This window comes from Methanosarcina sp. 1.H.A.2.2, from assembly GCF_000979975.1.
Taxonomy (GTDB): Archaea; Halobacteriota; Methanosarcinia; order Methanosarcinales; family Methanosarcinaceae; genus Methanosarcina.
The window spans coordinates 35,417-56,748 of the sequence record NZ_JJQL01000089.1 but is presented as its reverse complement, the minus strand read 5'-3'; the positions used below and the strand labels follow the sequence as shown (position 1 = coordinate 56,748).

Sequence of the window (21,332 nt, the reverse complement as noted above, 5' to 3'; positions counted from 1 at the left end):
AAAGTAGCAGGTAAGCCGAAGCTTACCTGACAATTAAGACTACTGCGCCTTTTACATCAAGAACTTCTACCTCACGGCCTCCGGAGATTACTTCTTTCCGGACTTCAACTGCTGCGGGTTCGAGTTCTATTGCTTCGCCGTTTACAGTAACGGTTATTTTTCCTGACGCTGCCTGAGCCTCAACTGCAGCAGGGTCTTCTGCCTTCAGAGCTTTCACAACGGCCCCGGCATCTTTTCTGAAGCGCGGGCCCAGGAAACCCATATTGGGCTTTACCTCTACAGGCACATACTCAAATGAAGGAGCACCTTCCATAAGTTCCACTTCTGAGTTCGTAGCCCCTGCAATATCCCCTGTATCGATCCTTGCATTGTAGATCTCTATTTTTTTCAGGGGAGAGTTCAGAGCCATTCCCAGGTCTGATTTATACCTGCGGACCTCACCTGTGATCTCTTTGATCATTTCGCCTGCGGCTTCAGCTTCTTCGCTTATCAGGCTTTCATTGACTGCAGGCCAGGCCTGTATATGCACACTTTCATTGCTGAACCTGGAGTACATTTCTTCTGCAAAGAAAGGTATGAACGGAGCAAGCAGAAGGGAGAGGGTCTTAGTTGTTGTGTAAAGTACATACCGGGCTGCTTTCCTGCCCTCCGTATCTTCACCGTAGAGCCTGCCTTTCACAAGTTCCAGGTAGTTATCTGCAAGGACCTCCCATGCAAAGCCCCTTATAGCCTTGAATGTGGAATCAAACTGGTATCCATCAAGCTCCGTTGTGGCAGTGTCCACAAGCCTGTTAAGCTTGCTCAGGAGCCACCTGTCGATTGTAAGGAGAGAATCCAGGGGGAAGTTTTCAGCATCTTCTGGCCCGAAGTCCTTTAAGTGGGACATCGAGAATCGGTAGATGCTCCACATCTTCTGCAGGAAGCGGGAGGCTGAGACCACGTCTTTCCAGCGGAACATTACGTCAGAGCCTGCGGAACCTCCAACAGCACCCCACTGTCTGAAAGCATCAGCACTGTGCTGTGCAGTCACTTCTTCTGGAGAGATTACGTTTCCGAGAGACTTGCTCATCTTATGCCCGTCAGGCCCGAGTACCATCCCGTTGATCACTATTGAATCCCAGGGCCGCGTGCCTTCAAGAGCCAGGCTCCTCAGAATTGTGTAGAAAGCCCAGGTCCTGATAATGTCATGTCCCTGAGGGCGGATCTGTGCTGGCAGGCGGAGCTCGTGTTCGCTTTCCCAGCCCGAGACGTGCAGGGCAGTGATCGAGGAGTCCATCCAGGTGTCCAGCACATCTGTCTCAGGTTCAAACTCAGTTGAACCGCAGGCACAGGCTCTTTTTGGTGCATTTTCGTTGGGGTCGATCGGGAGCCAGCTCTCTTCGGCAATCATGACCTCTCCGCACTTTTTGCAGTACCAGATGGGAATCGGGGTTGCAAAGATCCTCTGCCTGGAGATACACCAGTCCCATTCCATCGTGCCTGTCCAGTTCTGGAGCCTGACTTTCATATATTCAGGGTACCATTTAATCTCATCTGCAGCTTTCAGGATGCCCTCAGGGTTAATTTTTACGAACCACTGGGGTTCGGAAAGGATTTCAATAGGGGTGTCGCAGCGCCAGCAGAGCCCTACGTTCTGATCAAGGGGCTTCTGGTCATAGAGGAAACTCCCGGCTTTCAGGTCTGCAATTACAGCTTCCCTGCATTCGGTCAGGCTCATTCCCTCATATTTGCCTGCTGCTTTTGTCATCTTGCCCTGTTTGTCGATGGCTTTTACCAGAGGCAGTCCATACTTTAACCACCAGCGCACGTCCTGCTTGTCCCCGAAGGTACAGATCATAACAGCGCCGGTCCCGAATTCAGGCTCAACAGCTTCGTCTGCAATCAGTGGCACTTTCTGCCCGAAGATAGGTACTGTGAGGGTCTGCCCTACGTATGCTTTGTAGCGTTCGTCTTTGGGGCTTACGGCCACGGCAACACAGGCTGCCATCAGTTCTGGCCTTGTAGTTGCGATATCTACCTTATCAAAGTGGACAAAGTTAAGTTTCGTTTGCCCGGCATCATACTCTACTTCTGCAAAAGCAATGGCAGTTTCACAGCGGGGGCACCAGTTGACAGGGTGGTCTTCGTGATAAATATGCCCGCCGTTGTACATCTTGACAAAGGACTTCTGTGTCTTTACAAAGTATGAGGGCTCCATGGTAACGAATTCGTTGCTCCAGTCCACGGAAAAGCCCAGACGCAGCATTGTTTTGCGCATCTTGTCGATGTTTCCTCCCGTAAGCTCCCTGCACATCCTGCGGAACTCCGCCCTGGGAACCTGGTTTTTCGTAATCCCATGGATTTCTTCAACCTTAACTTCCGTTGGCAGGCCGTGGCAGTCCCAGCCCTGGGGGAACATTACATTATATCCCTGCATGCGTTTGTATCTGGCTATAAAGTCGATATAGCACCAGTTGAGCGCGTTTCCGATGTGAAAATTGCCTGTAGGATAGGGAGGCGGGGTATCAATAATATACTGGGGGCGGGTATCTTCTCCCCAGTTGAAGTGGTACATGGAGAGGTTCCAGTTCTCCATCCACTTTTCCTCAACCTCGTTTGCATTATATTCTTTTGGAATTTCCGATTCTGTCATAAAGACACTCCATGATTGGGAAATAAGTGTAAGAATTTCTTGGGTTTTAGAGTGCTTGCGATTATTTAAATATATCTGGTTTTGGATGTTATGGAAATCTCTGACTGTGCAGGAACTGCTAGATTATATGTTTAGTTTTTTTTTGATTGTATTTTTTCCCGGAAAAACGGATTCCAGAACTGAAAATATTTACAACTGTTTAACAACAGTCAGTCTAACGGCAAGCGAAAAACGAGCAAATGAATAAACAGCCGTAAAAATTATAAAAAAAATTAAAAGGTACAGTTCCTCTAATTTACGCTTTCTTTTGTGTTCTCATGCCCTTATGCGTATTTCCACGCGCTGTGGATGTGCATTGCATTCATTCCGAGGCTTTGAGGTGCATAGATGTCATTTTCCGGAGTGTCCCCGATTGAAAGCACTTCCCAGGGCTCAAGCCCGAGGCGGTCAAGAGCCATTTTGAAAAGCCTTGTGTCAGGTTTTTTGATACAGTGGTCAGAAGACATGATTACGAAGTTGAAACGGTCGTATAAGCCGAGGAAGCGCAGTTCCTGCTCCGTAAAGACTCTCTGGGCGTTTGAGACAATACCTTTAGGGATGTTCCTATATTTTTCAAGCAACCTGAGGCTTTGCGGGTAAGCTTCCAGTTTTCTTATGGATGCAGTCCTGAAGACCTTTGCAGTTTCAATTCCAAGCCAGTAAGAATCAATCTCCCTGAAAGCATTTTCTGCACAGAGCTCGGCAAAAATCTCTTCTATGCGGATATCTGGGTACTGCTGTCCGGAATTTTCCAGCCTGCTAACGACTTTCCACCTGTACTCTTCCCTGAGCCTATCAGGTTCAATCTTCACTCCCTGGTAAAGCAGCCAGCGACTCACTCTCTCGTTTGTCTCCCGGCTTTTTTCGTCTGTTTTGATGTCAATAAGGGTTTTGTAGCAGTCAAAGATTATGCCTTTAATTTTTCCGTTTTGGAGCATAGGGATTCTCCTTCGATTTTTTTTAATTTAATCGAATTTTGTCAGATCCTGGGTCTTGTGTATATTCTTTCTCTACTTAGATTTTGATGCGCGTCATGGTATATAGACATTATGCAAATACTCATACATGGTCTGAATATATATACTTCTCTTCAAATTAACTATAGTCTTCCCTCTTAAATCCTCTTCTACCTCTCATTCTCTTGAGCGAACATTATTGCCAAATCAGATAGATGCTGGGCTTTAATTCTTTTTTGTTTCTCTCTGGCAGACGCTGCCAGATTAGCCGGGCGGGAGCTATTTTAAGCGTGAACTGAAAAACAGTTTACAGGGTCATGGGGAGTTATCTCTGGCTGCATGTTGGTTACAACCCTGTATTGGAAGGGGTAGAAATCCGGAACTTTCATTTTCTGATATTTTAAATACTATCCGGAGACAGATCCGGGACTACAAGAAACAGAATTAGTGTAAACAATGGCTCTTCGTTGTTTTGTGTGGATATCCTCATAAAACCAGAGCGGTCTTGAATTGAAAATCATCTTATCCATAGAGCATGCCGAAGAGCCTAAACAATAAACCTCTCCGCAAAAGAGAGGGAACGTTTTTGATAAATCAGTCCTTCAACCCGTAAAAATCCCAGGCTTCTTCAATAGTCATTGCCTGCATCCCGAGTTTTCTGGCGGGAAGTATCTCGTTTTCGTAAGAGTCCCCTATGGACATAACACACTTGGGTTCGAGTTCGAGTTCCATCCTTTTGAGTGCGGTCATAAAAAGCCTGAGGTCAGGTTTCTTGTATCCCACATCGGACGAGAAAATAACAAAATCAAAGTAGTCGTAGAGCCCCAGAAACCGGAGTTCCAGTTCGGAAAAAACCCTCTGCCCGTTGGAGATTATGCACTTGGGGATGTTTATGCAGTGCTCAATTAGCTTTATGCTCTGAGGGAAGGGGCGGAGTTTCCGTATCGAAGCTGCTCGAAAGACTCTTGAGGTCTCAATTCCGAGGAGTTTTTCATCGATTTTCCAGATCGAATTTTCCCTGCAGATCTCGGCAAAGATGTCCTCCACCCTGACTTCAGGGTATATCTCCTTTGAGTCCTCCATCCTTTCCTGAACCTTAAATATGTACGTATCCCACAGCTTTTCCGGCTTTACTTTTACCCCATGGTAGGCAAGCCATGCGCTTACAGTCTCATAAGTCTCGATCCTGTGTTCTTCGGTGTGGATATCGATAAGCGTTTGATAGCAGTCAAAAATAGCACCTTTTATCTGACAGCTTTCAAATACCTCTTCCCCTGCTCCGGCAGGAGCACCCAGAAAGGTGATAATGCCCTCGCTGGGTTCCGATTCATGGTCCCTGGAAATGTTCTTGCCTCCCATATCCCCTTAATTTTTCCTTCAATCTCCTTAATTTTACTCTTCATTCCTCTATTTCCTTAATTCCCTCTATGAATTGCACTTAAACATTCACGTGCTTCTTTTATCAGGTAATCCCTGTAATCGCTCTGGTGAAGCCTTGCCGAACGAAGCAGTCCTATACTCATGAAAAAAGGCAGAATTCTGGTAATGTAGAAAAAATCCTTTTCTCTGCGGCTGTACTCCCAGAGGAAGTTCCCTATATACGGCTCGGCTTTCCAGCCTCCTCCTTTGTGCAATTCGAACTCGTTCTTAAGTTCCGCAGTAAGAATTCCGAGGTCTCTTACAGGATGTGCATCAAACCAGGAGCTTTCAAAATCAAGTGCATAGGGCTTTCCTTTGCAAAAAATATAATTGGAGGGGGTAACATCCCTGTGAACCATACACCCGTATTCCCGGTCGAGCCAGGAACTGTACCACCATTCTCCAAGGAGTTTGTTGAAAGTCTCCCTGGTGCTGTAATCCAGTTTCAGGTGATCCAGCACGTCATGATAGTTTCTAAACTCATTTTCTTTATTGTAAGTGGATGACTGTGTATTATCATGCAGCTGCCTGAGCATGTGAGCCACCGCAGCAAGCTTTTCATAAAGGTCCTCTTCGCGTTTAAGGTACCAGCCCAGAGATTTTCCAGGTATGTGTTCGGTTACAAGGGCACAATTAAAATCTTTATTTACTGCAAGAGGCTTTGCAACATTTATTATCGAAGCTGCTTTTTTCAGGTTCCGGTATTCATTCATCATACCTTTATAAGAGTTGTAAGCTTTCAGCTTCCCAGTGGGTTCTGCAAAAAATTTTGCCATCACGCTGAAGTGTTCCCCTTTGAACTGATACCTGCAGACTGTGTGAGAGGAATTGTACTTAATAACATCCACAAGACACTTTTTGTCGCGAATCCGGTGTCCTACAACCTCTTCAACAAGCCAGTCCCTGAATGGGTCCCCAGGGTACAAAGTATTAACATGGCTATTTGCCACTTCAAATTACCCCCCTTTTCCAGAAAAAATCTCAACAACTATATTCTTTGCCTCGCATATCTCTGGCTTTAAACAGTACTTGCTTTAAACAGTACTGCAATGAAATACAGATCATGAAACGTAGCACTCATGAAATGTAGCTCTCATAAAGATAGAATAATAAAAGGCGGTTATGATCAAACCCTGTAATAATCAAATTTAGCCAGTAATAGGGTTTGAATCTCTGGTTTTGATTCTTCAATACTGGCAACAGTATACTATAGCCTGGGTATCTTATATTATTATTGGTGTTTCAATACGGATTTTTATCCTCTCGTTTCAAAAGCAGGCCCGCCGACATCAGCTATGTTATTGTACCCGCGCTCCTCCCAGTACCCTCTGTAAGGTGAGTCACTGAGCTCAATTCTTACTATCCATTTCACCCATTTGTATCCATATTTGCCTTCAGCCACAAGCTGCAGGGGCAACCCTCTTTCAGGCGGCAGGGTTACATCATTTAGTTTATAAGCAATTATGATGTCGTTTTCCAGCAGATAGTCCATATCAAGGGAAGTGGAATACCCGTCGGAACTGTAAAAAATAACTGTTGTTGTATTTTCCATAGCCCCCACTTCTTCAAAGAGATCGGCTATCCTGATCCCTGTCCATTTTGCGGTAAAACCCCAGCCTTCTACACAGTTAAGGTCAACAACTTTCGAAGTTTGAGGTAACCCCGTTATTTCTTCATATGTAAAATCTCGGGGATTTTCCACAAGCCCATCAACCTGCAGCCTGTAATTCTCCCTGTCAATATACTGGGTACCCTTTATCGCATTGTTGCGCTGCTGTGCAATAGGGGTTAACTGTTCGCCCTGATAAGAAAGAGTCTCTGTCTGGTTGTCATAGACTCCCTTCTCTCCTCTATCGGATACGCAGCCTGAAAAGACTGTAAAAGCAAATGAAATTATTAGAAGTAAATGGATCGGCTTCATGTATTTGCCCTGCCCCCCTCAACTTATTTCCTGCATGTCCCTTCCTTAAAATATGTGCCCGGAGTGAATAAATGATTTCCTCTTGGTGGCGACAGAGTGAGATTCGCCCGAGGTCTGTTTCACTCACTTCGCTCGCTCAAGCAGACTACATGACGGATTTTAATGAGTTTCATTTAAGAGGGCTAAATTACGAATTCTCTGACCTATACAACCTTATAACCGCACCGAGTCGTTCTTTTCCCGCTCGACGAAGGAGAGCGGTCGTCTCAAAAAAGCAAGAAAGAATGGCTTTGCGCTTAAAGTCCGATTTCTGAAATACTTTAGGTGGAAGTTCAAAAATAAATATTATTTTAATAAGTCAGAGAGTTCTAACACAGAGGAACTAGTGAGAATGTATTTTTTGAATGTGATTACGCTGAGACAGAATAAAATGAGTTAAGATGGGGCAATCCCCATCTTCAGTTGATGAGAAATTATTCTCTCTTCGGATTCCAGAATTTTGCCTTTCCAGTCGTTATTCCATAGATGATTACAACAATTGCCAAGGAGACAATTGCTGCATCAAATGCGGTCATTTGAAGATGTATTCCTTCCAGGGATATTCCTGTAGCACAGATTTCCTTAATAATAATATCAATCATTTACGTTTGTATATTTGTTTTTTCTTCATCCTGTCAACAAAAGTATCCACTAACCAAAAACTAGAGATTCATCAAAATAAGATTGATGAAGTATATATACTAGAAGAGTATATACAATCTTAGAGTCTTGATGAGGTACCCTAGTTTTATTGTGGTACTCAATAATCTTACTCGGACAAGGTGAAGTGCTGATTCAACTTGTTCGAGAATAATACCTCTTTTATGTAATCATTTTTTATTACTCCTTCTATATTATATCATATTGTATAGATATTATCCTTTATATAGTTTTGTAAGATTATAGCAACAGTACACTTAGTTATTTATTTCAATCAGTGGTTGGATGTATATCGCACCATTAAAATCGATATCATTACCTGCCTACCAATAAACAAAATATATTCCGAAAACAAGAACATATTGAATGAAAAATATTAGGAATTTGAATCGAATAGATCAAATGCTTAGCTTTGAACAATCTATATATTTTCCGGCTTTACTTGTAAAAATTTGGGATTAATCAAATTTCTTGAGCAATTCTATCTTAGATTTGATATTCAAGAAATGAGGCGGAAATTTTAGGAATAAGTAAAGGCGATATACTTGCCTTCTATGAGGAAGAAGGAAGAGTTTATATCGAGAGGATAATAGTGAGTCTCCATGGTATTTTTTCTCCTCTTTCTTCTTTTTGTGTAGGGCCGCCAGACAAGCTGGCGGAGGCGTTTAGATCTAATTGTGTATTAAAACTCGATTCTGGATAAAGGGACGTATTTCTCCGGTTAAATGGGCCTGAAAAGTTTTCAGGCCTCATCGTATCCTATTTCTTCTTTTGTAAGGTAGCAGGCAGGGTCATCTGCCCATACATCCCCGTAAACGGCTTCGGCTCGAACTCTGAAGTTTCCGTTGCAGACGTCGAACCATTTGCACTTTGCACAGCGGTCTCCACGAGCCTGAATAAGAGGCTTCCTGTGCTTGAGCCCGGCCATCAGTTCGTCGCTCAGGTCGGTCCAGATCTCGCTGAAAGGCCGTTCCCTCACATTCCCGAAAGAGTGATGTCTCCAGAACTGGTCTGCGTGTACAGCGCCGTCCCAGGAAACGCATCCGATGCCTATTCCTGAGGAATTGCCCTGGTTCATCGAGAGGAGTTCGAATACCTCGGCAGCCCTTTCCGGATTTTCTTCAAGGAGCTTAATATAGAGGTAGGGACCGTCGCAGTGGTTGTCCACAGTCAGGACTTCTGCAGGGAAGCCTTTTTTGTGCAGCTCCTTTGTCCGTTCCATAATCAGGTCTACAGCCTGTCTGGACTCTTCGAGGGAAAGGTCTTCATCTACCATCTTCGAGCCTCTGCCTGCATAGACAAGGTGATAGAAGCAGATCCTCGGGATTTTTTCTTTCTCAAGGAGGTCAAAGATTGCAGGGATGTCCCTTACGTTTTGCTTGTTGATGGTAAAACGCAAGCCCACTTTTATGCCTTCTTCCTGGCAGTTATGCAGGCCCCTTAGAGCTGCATCGAATGCTCCCTGCATGCCCCTGAACCTGTCATTTGTCTCTCTTATGCCGTCAAGGGAAATTCCGACGTAAGAAAGCCCTACCTCTTTTAATTTCTTTGCAAGAGGTTTATCTATAAGAGTCCCGTTTGTTGAGATTACGGCCCTCATCCCCTTCTCTCTGGCGTAGGCTGCAAGCTCCGGCAGGTCTTTTCGCATCGTGGGCTCGCCCCCGGAGAAGAGCATAACAGGAGAGCCAAAAGCTGCAAGGTCATCGATAAGGGCTTTTCCCTCTTCGGTCGAAAGTTCGTTTTTGAACTCCACATCCTGTGCCTGGGCATAACAGTGGACGCATTTCAGGTTGCATCGGCGGGTCATGTTCCAGACTACTACCGGTTTTTTATCTTTCGAAAACTGCAGTAGGTGAGAGGGAAGCCTCTTTGAGTCCCTTCCATAACGAAGGGCATCAGAAGGTTCCACGGTTCCGCAGTAAAGTTTTGAAATGCCTATCATGTCGATCCGTCAAAATTAAGATTGTTTTCCAGAATTTTAAGTATTGTTTTTTGAACCGGCTTTTATGGGTAAATTTTTAGTTGGTCTTTTATTTGCCAGTCCTCAAAACAATTTGAGTTAAACCTCAGATGGCTTCACCGGGAAAGATTCTGAGCGCTTTCCCGGCATAAATTTCTGAGTATACTTGTAGAATATTTCTTGAATAACCCTTAGAGCTGGTTGTTCATAGCTCTTTTTTCATAGCCTTTATCAGGGCTTCGAAGGTGAACTCATCAGGGATTACATCTGCATTGATCCCGTGTTTTTTCAGGGTATTTCCTGTAGGAGTCCCGATGGCGCCTACAACAGCCTTGCCAAGAGTCTCTTTTATGGTCTCTCCTGCTCCCAGCTTTTCCGCATGTTTCATAAAGCCTTTGACCATCATTGAGCTTGTAAAGGCAAAGGCATCCATTTCTCCTGAGAGAGCGCGTTCTATGAGCTCTTTTTGGGCTGCACCTTCAGGGATGTTGAGGGTGTACACATGAGTCTCATAGACTGTTGCTCCGCACTTTTCAAGGCCTTCTATCAAAACCTTAGCCCCAAAAGCGCTTCTTGCAAGGTCAAATATTTTCCCTTTTACCTCAGGGCAGAGAGCTTCTACAATTCCTTCGGAACTGTAATCTTCGGGCAGGAAAGAATCTTCAATCCCTATTTTTACAAGCTCTTTCTCCGTGTTCGGGCCGATTGCTATTACCCTGGTCTTTTTCAGGGCTGTAATGAATTTTTCCTTTTCAGTTTCCGTGAGCTTGTCCAGTGTGAAAGTTATCCCGTTTGCGCTTGTAAAAACAACGTAATCCGAAGTTCCGTCAATGACCCTCTGAATGAAGGGCTCAAATCCTTCGTCTTTCATGCCTTCAAGCTTTATCATGGGGGCATAGATGGGCTCAAAGCCGTACTCTCTGGCAAGTGCCTCAGACTTTTCGCGGTAACTTTCCGGCCTCATGATTGCAAGGACAGGCTTTTTTCCTTCTGTCATGTTCCCTTCTCCTGTCATTTCGTCGGGTTAAAATTCCACTCCCGTTAACTGTTCTCCGAGGATATCGTGCAGGCGGACCACGTCTCCTACAACCGTGATGGCAGGAGCCTTTACTTTTCGTTCTTCTGCCAGGTCTGCGATATCTGCAATGGTTCCAACGGTTACCCGCTGGTCAGGTCGGGTCCCTTTCTCTATGACTGCAACAGGGGTTTTCGGGTCCTTTCCGTGCTTCATGAGCTCTTCAGTATTTCGCCTGAGCATCTTTACACCCATAAAGATTACAATGGTCCCGTTGAACTTTGCCAGGGTCTCCCAGTCCAGTCCACTCTCTTCCTTTGTGGGGTCTTCGTGCCCTGTTATAAAGGTGACCATCGACGTGCTTTCCCTGTGGGTTACGGGAATTCCTGCATATGCAGGCACTGCAATTGCAGAGGTAATCCCTGGCACGACTTCGAACTCTATGTTTTCTGCTACAAGCACCTCAGCTTCTTCTCCTCCCCTTCCGAAGACATAGGGGTCCCCTCCTTTTAGCCGGACCACCATCTTGCCTTCCTTTGCCTTCTGCACAAGCACTTCATTGATTTCGGACTGGGTCATGGTGTGATTGCCCGCGTATTTTCCCACATCGATTTTCTCTGCGCTTTCCGGCATTGAGTCCAGGATCACTTTTCCAGGGAGCTGGTCATAGATAATGACTTCAGCACTGTCAATCAGCCGACGGGCTTTCAGGGTCAGAAGCTCAGGGTCGCCGGGACCAGAACCCACAAGATAAACTTTTCCGTAATTTCCTGACATATGACGACGGTTCCTTTTTCTTCCTTTACAATTGTTGATAGATAATTCTCTTCCTTCATGTCGTGATAGATGACACCTTATACTTTCATGGGAAGGTTCCATAACAGGATAACTTCTTCTGAAGGTGGAAAGCCATCTTCTAATAAGAAGGAGAGGTTTTATAGAAATGTAAATCTGTAGGGTTTAAAGAGCTTTTATAATAAATAGTATACCATCTTCATACAGTTTTATTGCCAAGCTTATATATATTAAATCGTATACTTATCTTATATCTCTTATTCCTCTTTTGTATACTATATGTGTTTGCTTATGGTTTGATTCTTGAAAAAGAGAGTGTTATTAAAGAATATAGAGCGACTGGCAATTAATAAATACCTCTGATGTAATTAGTGAGTTCATTGTAACTTATAATTTCATTGTAACTTATAATTTCATTGTAACTGATAATTTCATTGTTACCAATTTCATTGTAACTGATAATTTCATTGTTACCAATTTCATTGTAACTGATAATTTCATTGTTACCAATTTCATTGTTACCAGTTAGTAATTTCATCATAATCAGTGAGTTCATCATGCTTCGCATAACTTTTCTAGGCACTGGAGGGTCCCTCCCGACCCGTAACAGAAATCCGTCAGCAGTAATGATCAACAGAGAAGGGGAACTTATACTCTTTGACTGTGGAGAAGGCACCCAGCAGCAGATGATGCGGGCAAAGACAGGCATGATGAGCCTGTCCTCTATTTTCATCAGTCATTTTCATGCAGATCATTTTCTCGGAATTCCTGGCCTCATTCAAACTATGTCCTTCCTGGGCAGGAAAGAGCCGTTGACGATCTACGGTCCTGAAGGGACCAGGGAATTTACTGAGCTTTTTAAGGCCCTTGGCTATTTCAACCTTAAATATGAAATACGGGGCGTGAAACTGAGTCCCGGAGACACTGTAGAAGGGGAAAGTTATGTAGTCCGGGCTTTAAAGACCGAACACAGCATCCCGAGTCTTGGCTATGCCCTTGTGGAAAACCCCCGCCCCGGACGTTTTAACAGGGAAAAGGCAGTCGAACTCGGCGTTCCTCCTGGTCCCCTTTTTGCAAAACTTCAAAGGGGAAATCCTGTAGAAGTGGACGGAAGGCTCGTAAGGCCCGAAGAAGTAATGGGAATCCCGAGGCCCGGAAGGACAATCGTGTACACCGGAGATACCAGGCCCTGTGAATCAGTGCTTGAAGCCAGCAGGGATGCCGACCTCTTAATTCATGACGGCAGCTTCGCTGACGAGATGGCAGACTGGGCGGAAGAATCCATGCATTCGACAGCAGGTGAGGTTGCAGCCCTTGCAAAAGAAGCCGGAGTCAGGAAACTGGTCCTTACCCATATCAGCTCACGTTATACTGATGATGTGGAACCTATCCTGAAAGATTCAAAAATAGTTTTTGAAAATGTAGTTGTAGCCGAAGACCTGATGGAACTTGAGATACCATACAGACCTGAATAAGCAGACCTGAATAAACATACCTGAACAAGCAGACCTGAATAAGCAGACCTGAAAAACATACCTGAAAAACATACCTGAAAAACATACCTGAACAAACAGATATGATTGAGCCTTCATATACTGGGTACAGGGCTTTTTGCGGAATATTTGAAGTTTTCTTTAAAGCAGAGTTTAAAAATTAGATTAAATCTCTCTACAGGAAATAAACCTGCAGAAAGAATCTTTATTCAGTATTATCAGGTTGTTCAGACAAGTGTCCAGTCCAGGTTTTTGTTTTCAGCGTCGTAGAGTGTAACTCTCATGGTCTTGTCTTCGATTTCATAGATCTGCTTGACACCGAGATAGAATGTGTCTCCAGGGTTGATTTCAATTTCACCGTTGACCCTTCCGAAGTACACCCTCCCTTTTGTATCATTTTCTTCAACTGTCACACCTTTCCAGGCCATGTTATGGGTTACGCTTATAACCCTGCACTCAAAGCGGTCGACTTCACGTATTTCATTCATGAGAATCCCTTTTAAATCTTGTTTAGGGTATAGTTGAGACCTTACTTAAATAGAACTTCTGATAAAGAATAATGATTTTTATACATAAAACTATCCCAGAGGCTTTAACAAGAAACTTCTCTTCCAAACTTCTTATAATTTTCTTAAAATCTTCTTATAAACTACCAAAGAGCTGAAAAGAAAACTTCCTTAGACTGAACAAATTAGTCTTCACAGGAAACTTGTAAAAACATGTAAAGAGTTATACCTAAGATGGGTGCCTGGAAATATCTCATAGAAAAGGGATTAAAAGGCACTTTCTCATTTAGGTTATTTCTCTTTCAAGGGTTATACATAAAGTTGGGTTGGGTCCTGGATAAAATCTTTCCTGCCCAATCTTGCAAGGGCTTTTTCAAAGTCTTTACCGCTGACAATTTCCCTATCTTCGATGATTGCCTGATGAAGGGCGGTTTTAAGGATTTTTTCTACAATATCCCTGCCTGAAAGCCCTTTAGCTTTCTTTGCAAGTGTCTGGAAATCAAATTCCTCTACCTGCAGAGGGAAAGTCTTCACATTTGATTCCAGTATATGAACGATTTCTTCTTCCGCCGGAAGGACAAATTCAATCTCTTCTTCGAACCTGCTTCTCACAGCAGAGTCCAGGGAATTGACACGGTTTGTAGAACAGATGGTACAGACTCCGTCTCGTTCAACTATTCCGTCCATTTCAGTCAGAAGGGCATTTACGATTTCGCTTACGTCTCCTCTGAGCTCCTGAAATCGCCTGTCCAGGGCAATGGCATCAAGTTCGTCAATGAAGATTATACAGGGAGACATCTCTTCTGCCCGGTCATATAACTGGTGGATCTGACGGGCTCCATCCCCGACATATTCCCCTATTAGCTGGGTAGCCTTGACCGGAATGATCGGCACATCGGTCTTGCTTGCAAGGGCTTTTGCGAGCATGGTTTTTCCAGTGCCCGAGGGTCCAAAGAACAGAATATTTCTTGGTGCCCATTTCCCAAAACGTTCGGGCTCTTCCAGAAAGCGTTCAATAAGCCTGCATTTCTGTTTTGCAAGTTCCTGCCCTATCACATCTTCAAATCTAACATCACTTTTTATTTCTTCAGAGGGAGAAATTCCATTTTCCTCTTCGGTTACGATAATGGATGTTGAGTTTCCTATTATGGATTCTGCAGGTTCCACATCTATAATGCGGTATGCGAAGTCAGGAAACATTCTCTTGTCAAAGAGATAATCTCCTTTGCGGGCAACATTCCCATTCCACTGTTCCCGTGCATAGAATTCAAAAACATCCTTGTTTTCAATAACAGGATATTCTTCCATCATGCCGCTCAGGGGATATCCTTCAGGCTTCAGGATAAGAAGTTCGGATGTGGATTTCCCGAGCTCGGCATTGTTCTCGTGAATTTTCTTCGCGTTCACTCTTTGTGAGACCGGTCGCACTTTGTTATCAACTCGAATACTTTTCTATACCTAATACTTTTCTATACCTTATAGTGACCTGAAGAGCTAATATAATTAACCCCATGAACCAGTATGGATATTCGATTGCGAAAGCCTTATCTTAACTCCGTATAACAGAAACCCGTTTACTGAAAATTATTCATGCAGGACATTATTTTCCTATCATTTATCTGTATAATACAGTCTATGGACTTCAGGTAACCATTATATATTCATATATTTAATGTAATGTATAGATGTGTATGTCCTGAAGGATATCTTCCAAATGTAAAATATTTATAGGAGTAAGCCCTAAAAAGCTTATTGTTTAAAATTTGCTTGAACAATCGTTTATGCAGGCTTTGATGAATTATTTCTTTGAGTAAAGAGGCTTCCATAACGGATTATTTGGCAAATCCCTCAGGTCTACTCATTTGAAGTAAAAATGAAGTTCGATTAAAAGGGAAAGCTAATATATTAGAGCAATAATATAAATATTTTAATTATTAGATTAAAACTATTTTCAAAAATAGTTAAAAGCTGGCAATTAATTACCAGTGTGTTACCCGATTAATCTATCTGTATGGTAATACTGTGTATGTAATATAGAAATTTAAATAATGCAAAAAATCTTAAGCATCTAACTAAGTTAATTCTAGAGTATGATTTATATGTTTACTATGGAGAATACGGACGGTTTCGACCAAAAAACTCTTGATAAGATGAACGCTGAAGTCAAAAAGACTATGAACAAGCACGACCCAAAGTCGAAAGATTATAAGAAAATCTGTGAACAGGTTGAAGACCAGGTCTTCGACAGGTACTGTTCTGAGGTGTTCAGACCCTCTCTTAAACTTTAAATCTTGCCGCTGGATAAAACTTATCCCGGTAAGTTTTTTGTTTTTGGTTTTGGTTTTGTTTCTTATTTTTGATTTTGGTTTTGGTTTTGGTTTTGGTTTTGGTTTTGGTTTTGTTTCTTATTTTTGGTTTTGATTTTGGTTTTGGTTTTGTTTCTTATTTTTGGTTTTGATTTTGGTTTTGTTTCTTATTTTTGATTTTGATTTTAGTTTTGTTTCTTATTTTTGATTTTGATTTTAGTTTTGTTTCTTATTTTTGATTTTAAGACAGTTCAATTTCTCCACTCCTCTTCCCTTTTTGGAGAGTTTTAATTTATATTGATAACTTTTTTATATCCCTGCTTCTTATTTTCAATCATGGTTTATTGGAAAAATAGGGCTATTGTTTCCCTTCTGGTTGTGCTCTTGCTTGTTAATGCAGCAGGTGCGGCTTCCAGTACGGGTAATGCTTCCAGTACGGGTAATGTTTCCAGTGCGGATAATGCTTCAAGTGTGGGTAATGTTACAGCAGCTGAATTATTTACAACTTCTGTTAATTCCAGTACGGAGAACGATCTTTTTTCCGAATTAAGTGCGCAGATGGAGCTCTATAACGAGAACTTTGATAACGTGCCATCTCTTGTTAAAAGGCTGGTGGCAAGTGAAGAGATTGCGGGGAGAATTGAACTTGAGAATGGTGAAATGCTCTACGTAACTTTACTTATGAGGAGTGGAAAAGTAGGAGAATTTTACAGGTATGACACTCCCAATGATCCAAATTCAAAGTTCGGTCCCTCCATAACTGTGGAATCCGATGAAGAGACTATCAGGGAGATAATTGCTTCAGATGATCCTTTAAGGAAAGCTGTAGAGAAAATGAATGACGGATCTCTCAATGTAGAAGTAAAAGGTTTCTTCCGAAACACAGTGTTCTGGAGCATAAAACAGCTGTATTCATAAACTCGATAATGTATTCATAAGTGATAAATTAACTTCAACTAAATAAAATAACTTCTTCTAAATAATATAAATCCAACTAAATAAAATAGCTTCAAATAAAAAATATAGATTCAAATACAGAAAATAAAGAACATAGATTAAAACAAAAACATGCAGGGATTTCCCCTCCTATGCCACCAGGAAAAGGAGGGGAGTCCTGATTCATTTTCTTACTTTGATGCCGGCTCAGTGCTTTACTACTTCTCCGGGAAGGGTGGCTCTTCCTTTGTGCATTATCACGCCTATATTTATGCTCGTATTGATGCCAGTATGCACATCATCTCCCATGATCACGCCGAGTTTTCTTCTGCCGGAGTCAAGAATCCTGCTTTTCAGCATCACCTTTATGTTCTTTCCATCGTGACGGAGGTTTGCAACCTTCGTACCGGCTCCAAAATTACAGCGGCGCCCGATGACGCTGTCTCCTACATAACTCAGGTGCCCCACATGAGTGCCTTCCATAACAATTGTATTTTTTACTTCCACGGCATTTCCGATTCTGACACGGTTGCCTATTGCAGTTGAAGGACGAATAAAGCAGTTGGGCCCTATATCGCAGTTCTCACCTATTACCACAGGCCCTTCGATATAGGAACCGTTTCGGATGAGAGTGCCTTTTCCGATTGCAACTTCACCTTTTATGGTTGCATTTGGCTCCACGGTGCCTTCACAGCTACCCCTGAGGTCTTTTAAAAGGTGTTCGTTTGCTTTCAGGAGGTCCCAGGGATATCCTATGTCAATCCACCTGCCTTCGAGGGGGCTGTAGCCTACAGGCGCTCCGCTGTCGATCAGCATCTGAATGGAGTCTGTTATCTCAAGTTCTTTTCTTACGGAAAGCTGGGTTTTATCAATTAAGTCAAATATGGACTCCCTGAAAAGGTAAATCCCGGCATTTGCAAGGTTTGTCGGGGGATTTTTCGGTTTTTCAATTATCCTGACTACTTTATTATTCTCGGTCTCAAGAACTCCGAAATCCGAAGGGTTTTCCACCTCTTTTACGCAGATTACAGCTTCTTCTTTCCTGGAAACCAGAGATTTCAAGTCCTCCTGCCCGATGAGCATGTCCCCGTTAAGTACAAGGAATGCCCCTTCAACGTGCCCTCTTGCATAGCCGATAGCATTTGCAGTTCCTAGCTGCTCCTTTTGCTGCACATACTCGATGCTTACTCCCCATTTGCTTCCGTCCCCGAAGTGGGCTTTTATTTGCTCTTCCAGGTATCCCGTAATGAAGACAAAACCCTCGATACCTGCTTCTACGGCTGCGTTCAGGATATGTTCAAGTATCGGTTTGTTTGCAACCTGAAGCATTACTTTAGGGCAGTCGGAGGTGAGAGGTTCCATCCTTGTGCCTTTGCCTGCCACAAGGACAACTGCTTTCATTTAAGCGCCTCCTTCACTATTTTTTCTGCCATGTCGTAGATCTCATCTACATTTTCCCTGGCTTCTGCCGTAATCCTTACCTTTGCTTCCGTGCCCGAGGGGCGGACAAGTACCCAGCCGTTTTCAAGTTCCACGCGGATCCCATCAATGTCAAGGACTTTTCCAAGGGGTTCAAGCCTTGTTTTTACCTTTTCCATGAACTCTGCTTTCTTTTCGTTTGCACATGGAAGAGCACCTCTTTTTGTGGCATAAACAGGAAGTTCTGCCCTGAGCTCACTTAACTTCTTTTCCCTGACAATTTCAACAAGCTTTGCAGCTGCATAGATCCCGTCAGGGCAGTAGGAAATCTCCGGGAAAATCCAGCTTCCTGAAGGCTCTCCGCCGTAGATGGCTCCGTACTGCTTTATGCCCTCTGCAACATAGACATCCCCAACTCTTGTCCTTATGATTTCAGAACCTTCAAGATAATCATCCACCATCATGGAGGTATCTACAGGCACGACAACAGCTCCTTTTTTATCTCCGCATTCAAAACGCCCGAATATTGCAAGCAGGTCGTCTCCGGATACGAAGTTACCTTTTTCGTCGACTGCCATCATCCTGTCCGCATCTCCGTCATGGGCTATTCCGAGGTCGGCTTCGAACGCCACAACTGCCTTTTTAAGCAGGGAGAGGTTTTGATCATTGGGCTCAGGGTTTCTTGCCGGGAAATGTCCGTCAGGCTGGGAATTCAGGGTTATTACCTGACAGCCAAGTTCCTGCAGGAGATATGGGGTGATTGTACTTCCCGCTCCGCATCCGCAGTCGAGAACCACGCGCAGCCCGGAATTCCCTACAAGACCCTCGATCATATCCATGTGGTCCCGAATGGCATTTTCGTCTTCAGCAATTTTCCCTATAAAGTCCCAGGTAACTCGCGAAAAGTTTTCTTTTTCGATAGCTTCTTCAATTTCTTCCTGCTGGGCTGAGTCAAAAGCCATGCCGTCAGGATTCCATAGCTTTATCCCCACATACTCTGAGGGGTTATGTGAAGCTGTAACCATTACTCCGCATTCATATTCTCTGGCTGCATATGCCAGAGTCGGAGTAGTTACCATGCCCACCTTTGTAACATCACAGCCTGCAGCAGTCAGCCCGGCGACCAGGGCGTGCTCTATCATAGGCGCCGAAACCCGTGGGTCCCTCCCGATAACTGCGGTCTTTTTCCGGCTTCCTAACACAAGCCCTACCTGCAGTGCAAGTTCGGGTGTAACTTCTTTATTAACTATGCCTCTAATTCCTGAAGATCCGAAGAGTTTCATAAATCCCACTCCATATTTCATGAAGTTTTATTCTGTTCTGAAATCCCGTATTCTGTTGTTATATTTAAATCCTGATATTCTCAGCCTTTACAATCATTCGACAGTAACACTCTTTGCAAGGTTGCGAGGTTTGTCAATAGAGCAGTTTCTGGCTAGAGCAGTGTAATAAGAAAGCAACTGAAGCACGACAACACTCAGAAGGGGAGCCAGCAGTTCGTCGCTCTGGGGGACTCTGAGGACAATATCTGCATACTTTCCTATTTCCGTGTCCTTACTGTCGGCAATCGCGATCACAACAGCGTCCCTGGCTTTCACTTCTTTAATATTGCTGAGCATCTTTTCATAAGTCTGTCCCCTGGTGGCAATTGCAACTACAGGAGTTCCCTCGTCAAGAAGGGCAATAGGTCCGTGTTTCAGTTCTCCTGCAGCAAAGCCTTCGGCATGCACATATGAGATCTCTTTGAGTTTCAGCGCTCCTTCGAGAGCTATAGGATAGTTAAGGTGCCTGCCAAGGAAGAAGTAGCTCTTTGCATGGGCAAAGTTCTCAGCACATTCCTTTATCGCTTCCTTCTGGTTAAGGATCTGCTGGATCTCTCCCGGGACTTTCCGGATTTCCGTAATGAAATTCTTTACATAATCATGGCTTAACTTGCCCCTTACAAGAGCGAACTTTACAGCGAGGAGATATAGAAGGGTAATCTGGGTACTGAAGGTCTTTGTGGCAGCGACTCCTATTTCGGGTCCTGCCCGCGTATAGAGTACGCTGTTTGCCTCTCTTGTAATCGTGCTTCCCACAACATTCGTAATTGCAAGCGTGGGACAGTTGTAAGACATAATCTCCCGCACGGCTGCAAGAGTATCTGCAGTTTCTCCTGATTGAGTAATCGCAATGGCAAGGGTCCCCTCATTCATCACAGGGTTTCTGTACCTGTACTCCGAACAGATATCAATATCGCAGTGGATTCCTGCCAGCTGTTCAAACAGGTATTTCCCAAGTAAGCCTGCATGCCAGGAAGTTCCGCATGCCAGGATCTGAACCCTTGAAAGTTTCCTTATTTCGTCTTCACTGAGGTTCAGTTCGTTTAAGTATATAGCTCCTTCAAGTTCAGAGACTTTGCCTGCCAGGGTGTCGTGGATTGCAGTGACCTGTTCATGAATCTCTTTCAGCATGAAATGTTCATAACCTGCTTTTTCTGCAGCCTCAAAGTCCCATTCTATCTTTTCTATCTTCTTTTCCCTGAGATTTCCTTCCCTGTCAAATATCTCCACACCTGAAGGGCTCAGCACTGCTGTCTCAAAGTCATCTACAAAGATAACATCCCTGGTATAGTTCAGAAAAGCGGTTACATCAGATGCAGCAAAATTTTCCCCTTTCCCGAGCCCTATGACGAGAGGGCTGTCCTTGCGGGCAAGCACGAGTTTTCCCTGTTCATCCGCAGAGATTATTCCAAGAGCATATGATCCTTCAATCTCTTTTAAGGCTTCTCTAAGTCCTACAAGAAGTTCGCATTGAGCTTCTTTTCCATCCGGTTTCCCATAGATGTGCTTGTGCAGAAGATGTGCGATCACTTCTGTATCGGTTTCGGATTTGAATTGGTAACCCTCTCCAATAAGCCTCTCTTTCAATGCCATGTAATTTTCAATAATCCCGTTATGCACGATCGAGATTTTTTCCGGGTTTACTCCCGAGTTATGAGGATGGGCATTTTCCGTATTTGGGCGTCCATGGGTTGCCCAGCGGGTGTGTCCTATTCCGACAGTTCCTCCGAGTTTCTTTGGGATTTCGGATTCGAGATTTATGATTTTCCCGACTGCCTTATAAGTTTCAATTCCACTGCCAAGAACGGTAATCCCTGCGGAGTCGTATCCCCTATATTCAAGTTTTTTGAGAGATTCTATAAGAACCGGTGCAGCAGCATTTCTTCCTGCATATCCGACAATTCCACACATTTT

17 protein-coding genes are annotated in these 21,332 nt (G+C 43.7%); 3 read left to right on the top strand and 14 right to left on the bottom strand.

Annotated features, from left to right (window positions below; all coding sequences use genetic code 11):
* Positions 1-22 precede the first annotated feature (22 nt).
* The 9 genes from EO93_RS14215 to cobA form a co-directional block, all read right to left on the bottom strand.
* A complete protein-coding gene (locus EO93_RS14215) occupies positions 23-2,632 on the bottom strand; it encodes a valine--tRNA ligase (protein WP_048163208.1) in 2,610 nt (869 codons plus the stop codon).
* A gap of 323 nt (positions 2,633-2,955) precedes the next feature.
* The gene (locus tag EO93_RS14210; protein WP_048163207.1) at positions 2,956-3,609 is read right to left on the bottom strand and encodes an HAD family hydrolase; all 654 of its coding nucleotides are present in this window, start codon (positions 3,607-3,609) and stop codon (positions 2,956-2,958) included.
* Between the two features lie 612 nt (positions 3,610-4,221).
* Positions 4,222-4,986 (bottom strand): HAD family hydrolase, encoded by a 765-nt coding sequence (locus EO93_RS14205; protein WP_048163205.1) that lies wholly within the window; start codon positions 4,984-4,986, stop codon positions 4,222-4,224.
* Positions 4,987-5,042: 56 nt separating this feature from the next.
* On the bottom strand, positions 5,043-5,996 hold the full coding sequence (locus EO93_RS14200; RefSeq protein WP_048163204.1) for a phosphotransferase: 954 nt from the start codon (positions 5,994-5,996) through the stop codon (positions 5,043-5,045).
* Between the two features lie 305 nt (positions 5,997-6,301).
* The gene (locus tag EO93_RS14195; RefSeq protein WP_048163202.1) at positions 6,302-6,967 is read right to left on the bottom strand and encodes a molybdopterin-dependent oxidoreductase; all 666 of its coding nucleotides are present in this window, start codon (positions 6,965-6,967) and stop codon (positions 6,302-6,304) included.
* Between the two features lie 473 nt (positions 6,968-7,440).
* A complete protein-coding gene (locus EO93_RS17655; protein ID WP_156161338.1) occupies positions 7,441-7,608 on the bottom strand; it encodes a hypothetical protein in 168 nt (55 codons plus the stop codon).
* A gap of 800 nt (positions 7,609-8,408) precedes the next feature.
* Positions 8,409-9,608 (bottom strand): 12,18-didecarboxysiroheme deacetylase, encoded by a 1,200-nt coding sequence (gene ahbC / locus EO93_RS14190; protein ID WP_048131687.1) that lies wholly within the window; start codon positions 9,606-9,608, stop codon positions 8,409-8,411.
* A 223-nt stretch (positions 9,609-9,831) separates the two neighbouring features.
* Complete coding sequence (locus EO93_RS14185; protein ID WP_048163200.1) at positions 9,832-10,623, bottom strand: uroporphyrinogen-III synthase; 792 nt, start codon at positions 10,621-10,623, stop codon at positions 9,832-9,834.
* Between the two features lie 27 nt (positions 10,624-10,650).
* Positions 10,651-11,418, bottom strand: a complete 768-nt coding sequence (gene cobA / locus EO93_RS14180) for a uroporphyrinogen-III C-methyltransferase (RefSeq protein WP_048163198.1) — start codon at positions 11,416-11,418, stop codon at positions 10,651-10,653.
* Positions 11,419-11,993: 575 nt separating this feature from the next.
* On the opposite strand from cobA, the gene rnz reads away from it, so the two are divergent.
* Positions 11,994-12,911, top strand: a complete 918-nt coding sequence (rnz, locus tag EO93_RS14170) for a ribonuclease Z (protein WP_048163195.1) — start codon at positions 11,994-11,996, stop codon at positions 12,909-12,911.
* Between the two features lie 245 nt (positions 12,912-13,156).
* Here rnz and EO93_RS14165 read toward each other — a convergent pair whose 3' ends face one another.
* Together EO93_RS14165 and EO93_RS14160 are read right to left on the bottom strand one after the other, a co-directional pair.
* Positions 13,157-13,417, bottom strand: coding sequence for a hypothetical protein (locus EO93_RS14165; protein WP_048163194.1), 261 nt, complete (start codon positions 13,415-13,417; stop codon positions 13,157-13,159).
* A 327-nt stretch (positions 13,418-13,744) separates the two neighbouring features.
* The gene (locus EO93_RS14160; RefSeq protein ID WP_048131679.1) at positions 13,745-14,863 is read right to left on the bottom strand and encodes an AAA family ATPase; all 1,119 of its coding nucleotides are present in this window, start codon (positions 14,861-14,863) and stop codon (positions 13,745-13,747) included.
* Positions 14,864-15,525: 662 nt separating this feature from the next.
* On the opposite strand from EO93_RS14160, the gene EO93_RS14155 reads away from it, so the two are divergent.
* Together EO93_RS14155 and EO93_RS14150 are read left to right on the top strand one after the other, a co-directional pair.
* A complete protein-coding gene (locus EO93_RS14155; protein ID WP_048140475.1) occupies positions 15,526-15,723 on the top strand; it encodes a hypothetical protein in 198 nt (65 codons plus the stop codon).
* Between the two features lie 354 nt (positions 15,724-16,077).
* Positions 16,078-16,659 carry a hypothetical protein gene (locus EO93_RS14150; RefSeq protein ID WP_235283278.1) on the top strand — a complete coding sequence of 194 codons (582 nt, stop codon included), beginning with the start codon at positions 16,078-16,080 and terminating at the stop codon, positions 16,657-16,659.
* A 225-nt stretch (positions 16,660-16,884) separates the two neighbouring features.
* Here EO93_RS14150 and glmU read toward each other — a convergent pair whose 3' ends face one another.
* From glmU to glmS, 3 genes are all read right to left on the bottom strand, one after another.
* The gene (glmU, locus tag EO93_RS14145; RefSeq protein WP_048131674.1) at positions 16,885-18,078 is read right to left on the bottom strand and encodes a bifunctional sugar-1-phosphate nucleotidylyltransferase/acetyltransferase; all 1,194 of its coding nucleotides are present in this window, start codon (positions 18,076-18,078) and stop codon (positions 16,885-16,887) included.
* The gene (glmM, locus tag EO93_RS14140) at positions 18,075-19,379 is read right to left on the bottom strand and encodes a phosphoglucosamine mutase (RefSeq protein ID WP_048131672.1); all 1,305 of its coding nucleotides are present in this window, start codon (positions 19,377-19,379) and stop codon (positions 18,075-18,077) included. Before glmM ends, glmU begins: the two co-directional genes overlap by 4 nt.
* Positions 19,380-19,472: 93 nt before the next feature.
* Positions 19,473-21,329: a glutamine--fructose-6-phosphate transaminase (isomerizing) gene (gene glmS / locus EO93_RS14135; RefSeq protein WP_048131670.1), complete on the bottom strand. Its 1,857-nt coding sequence runs from the start codon at positions 21,327-21,329 to the stop codon at positions 19,473-19,475.
* Positions 21,330-21,332: the final 3 nt, after the last annotated feature.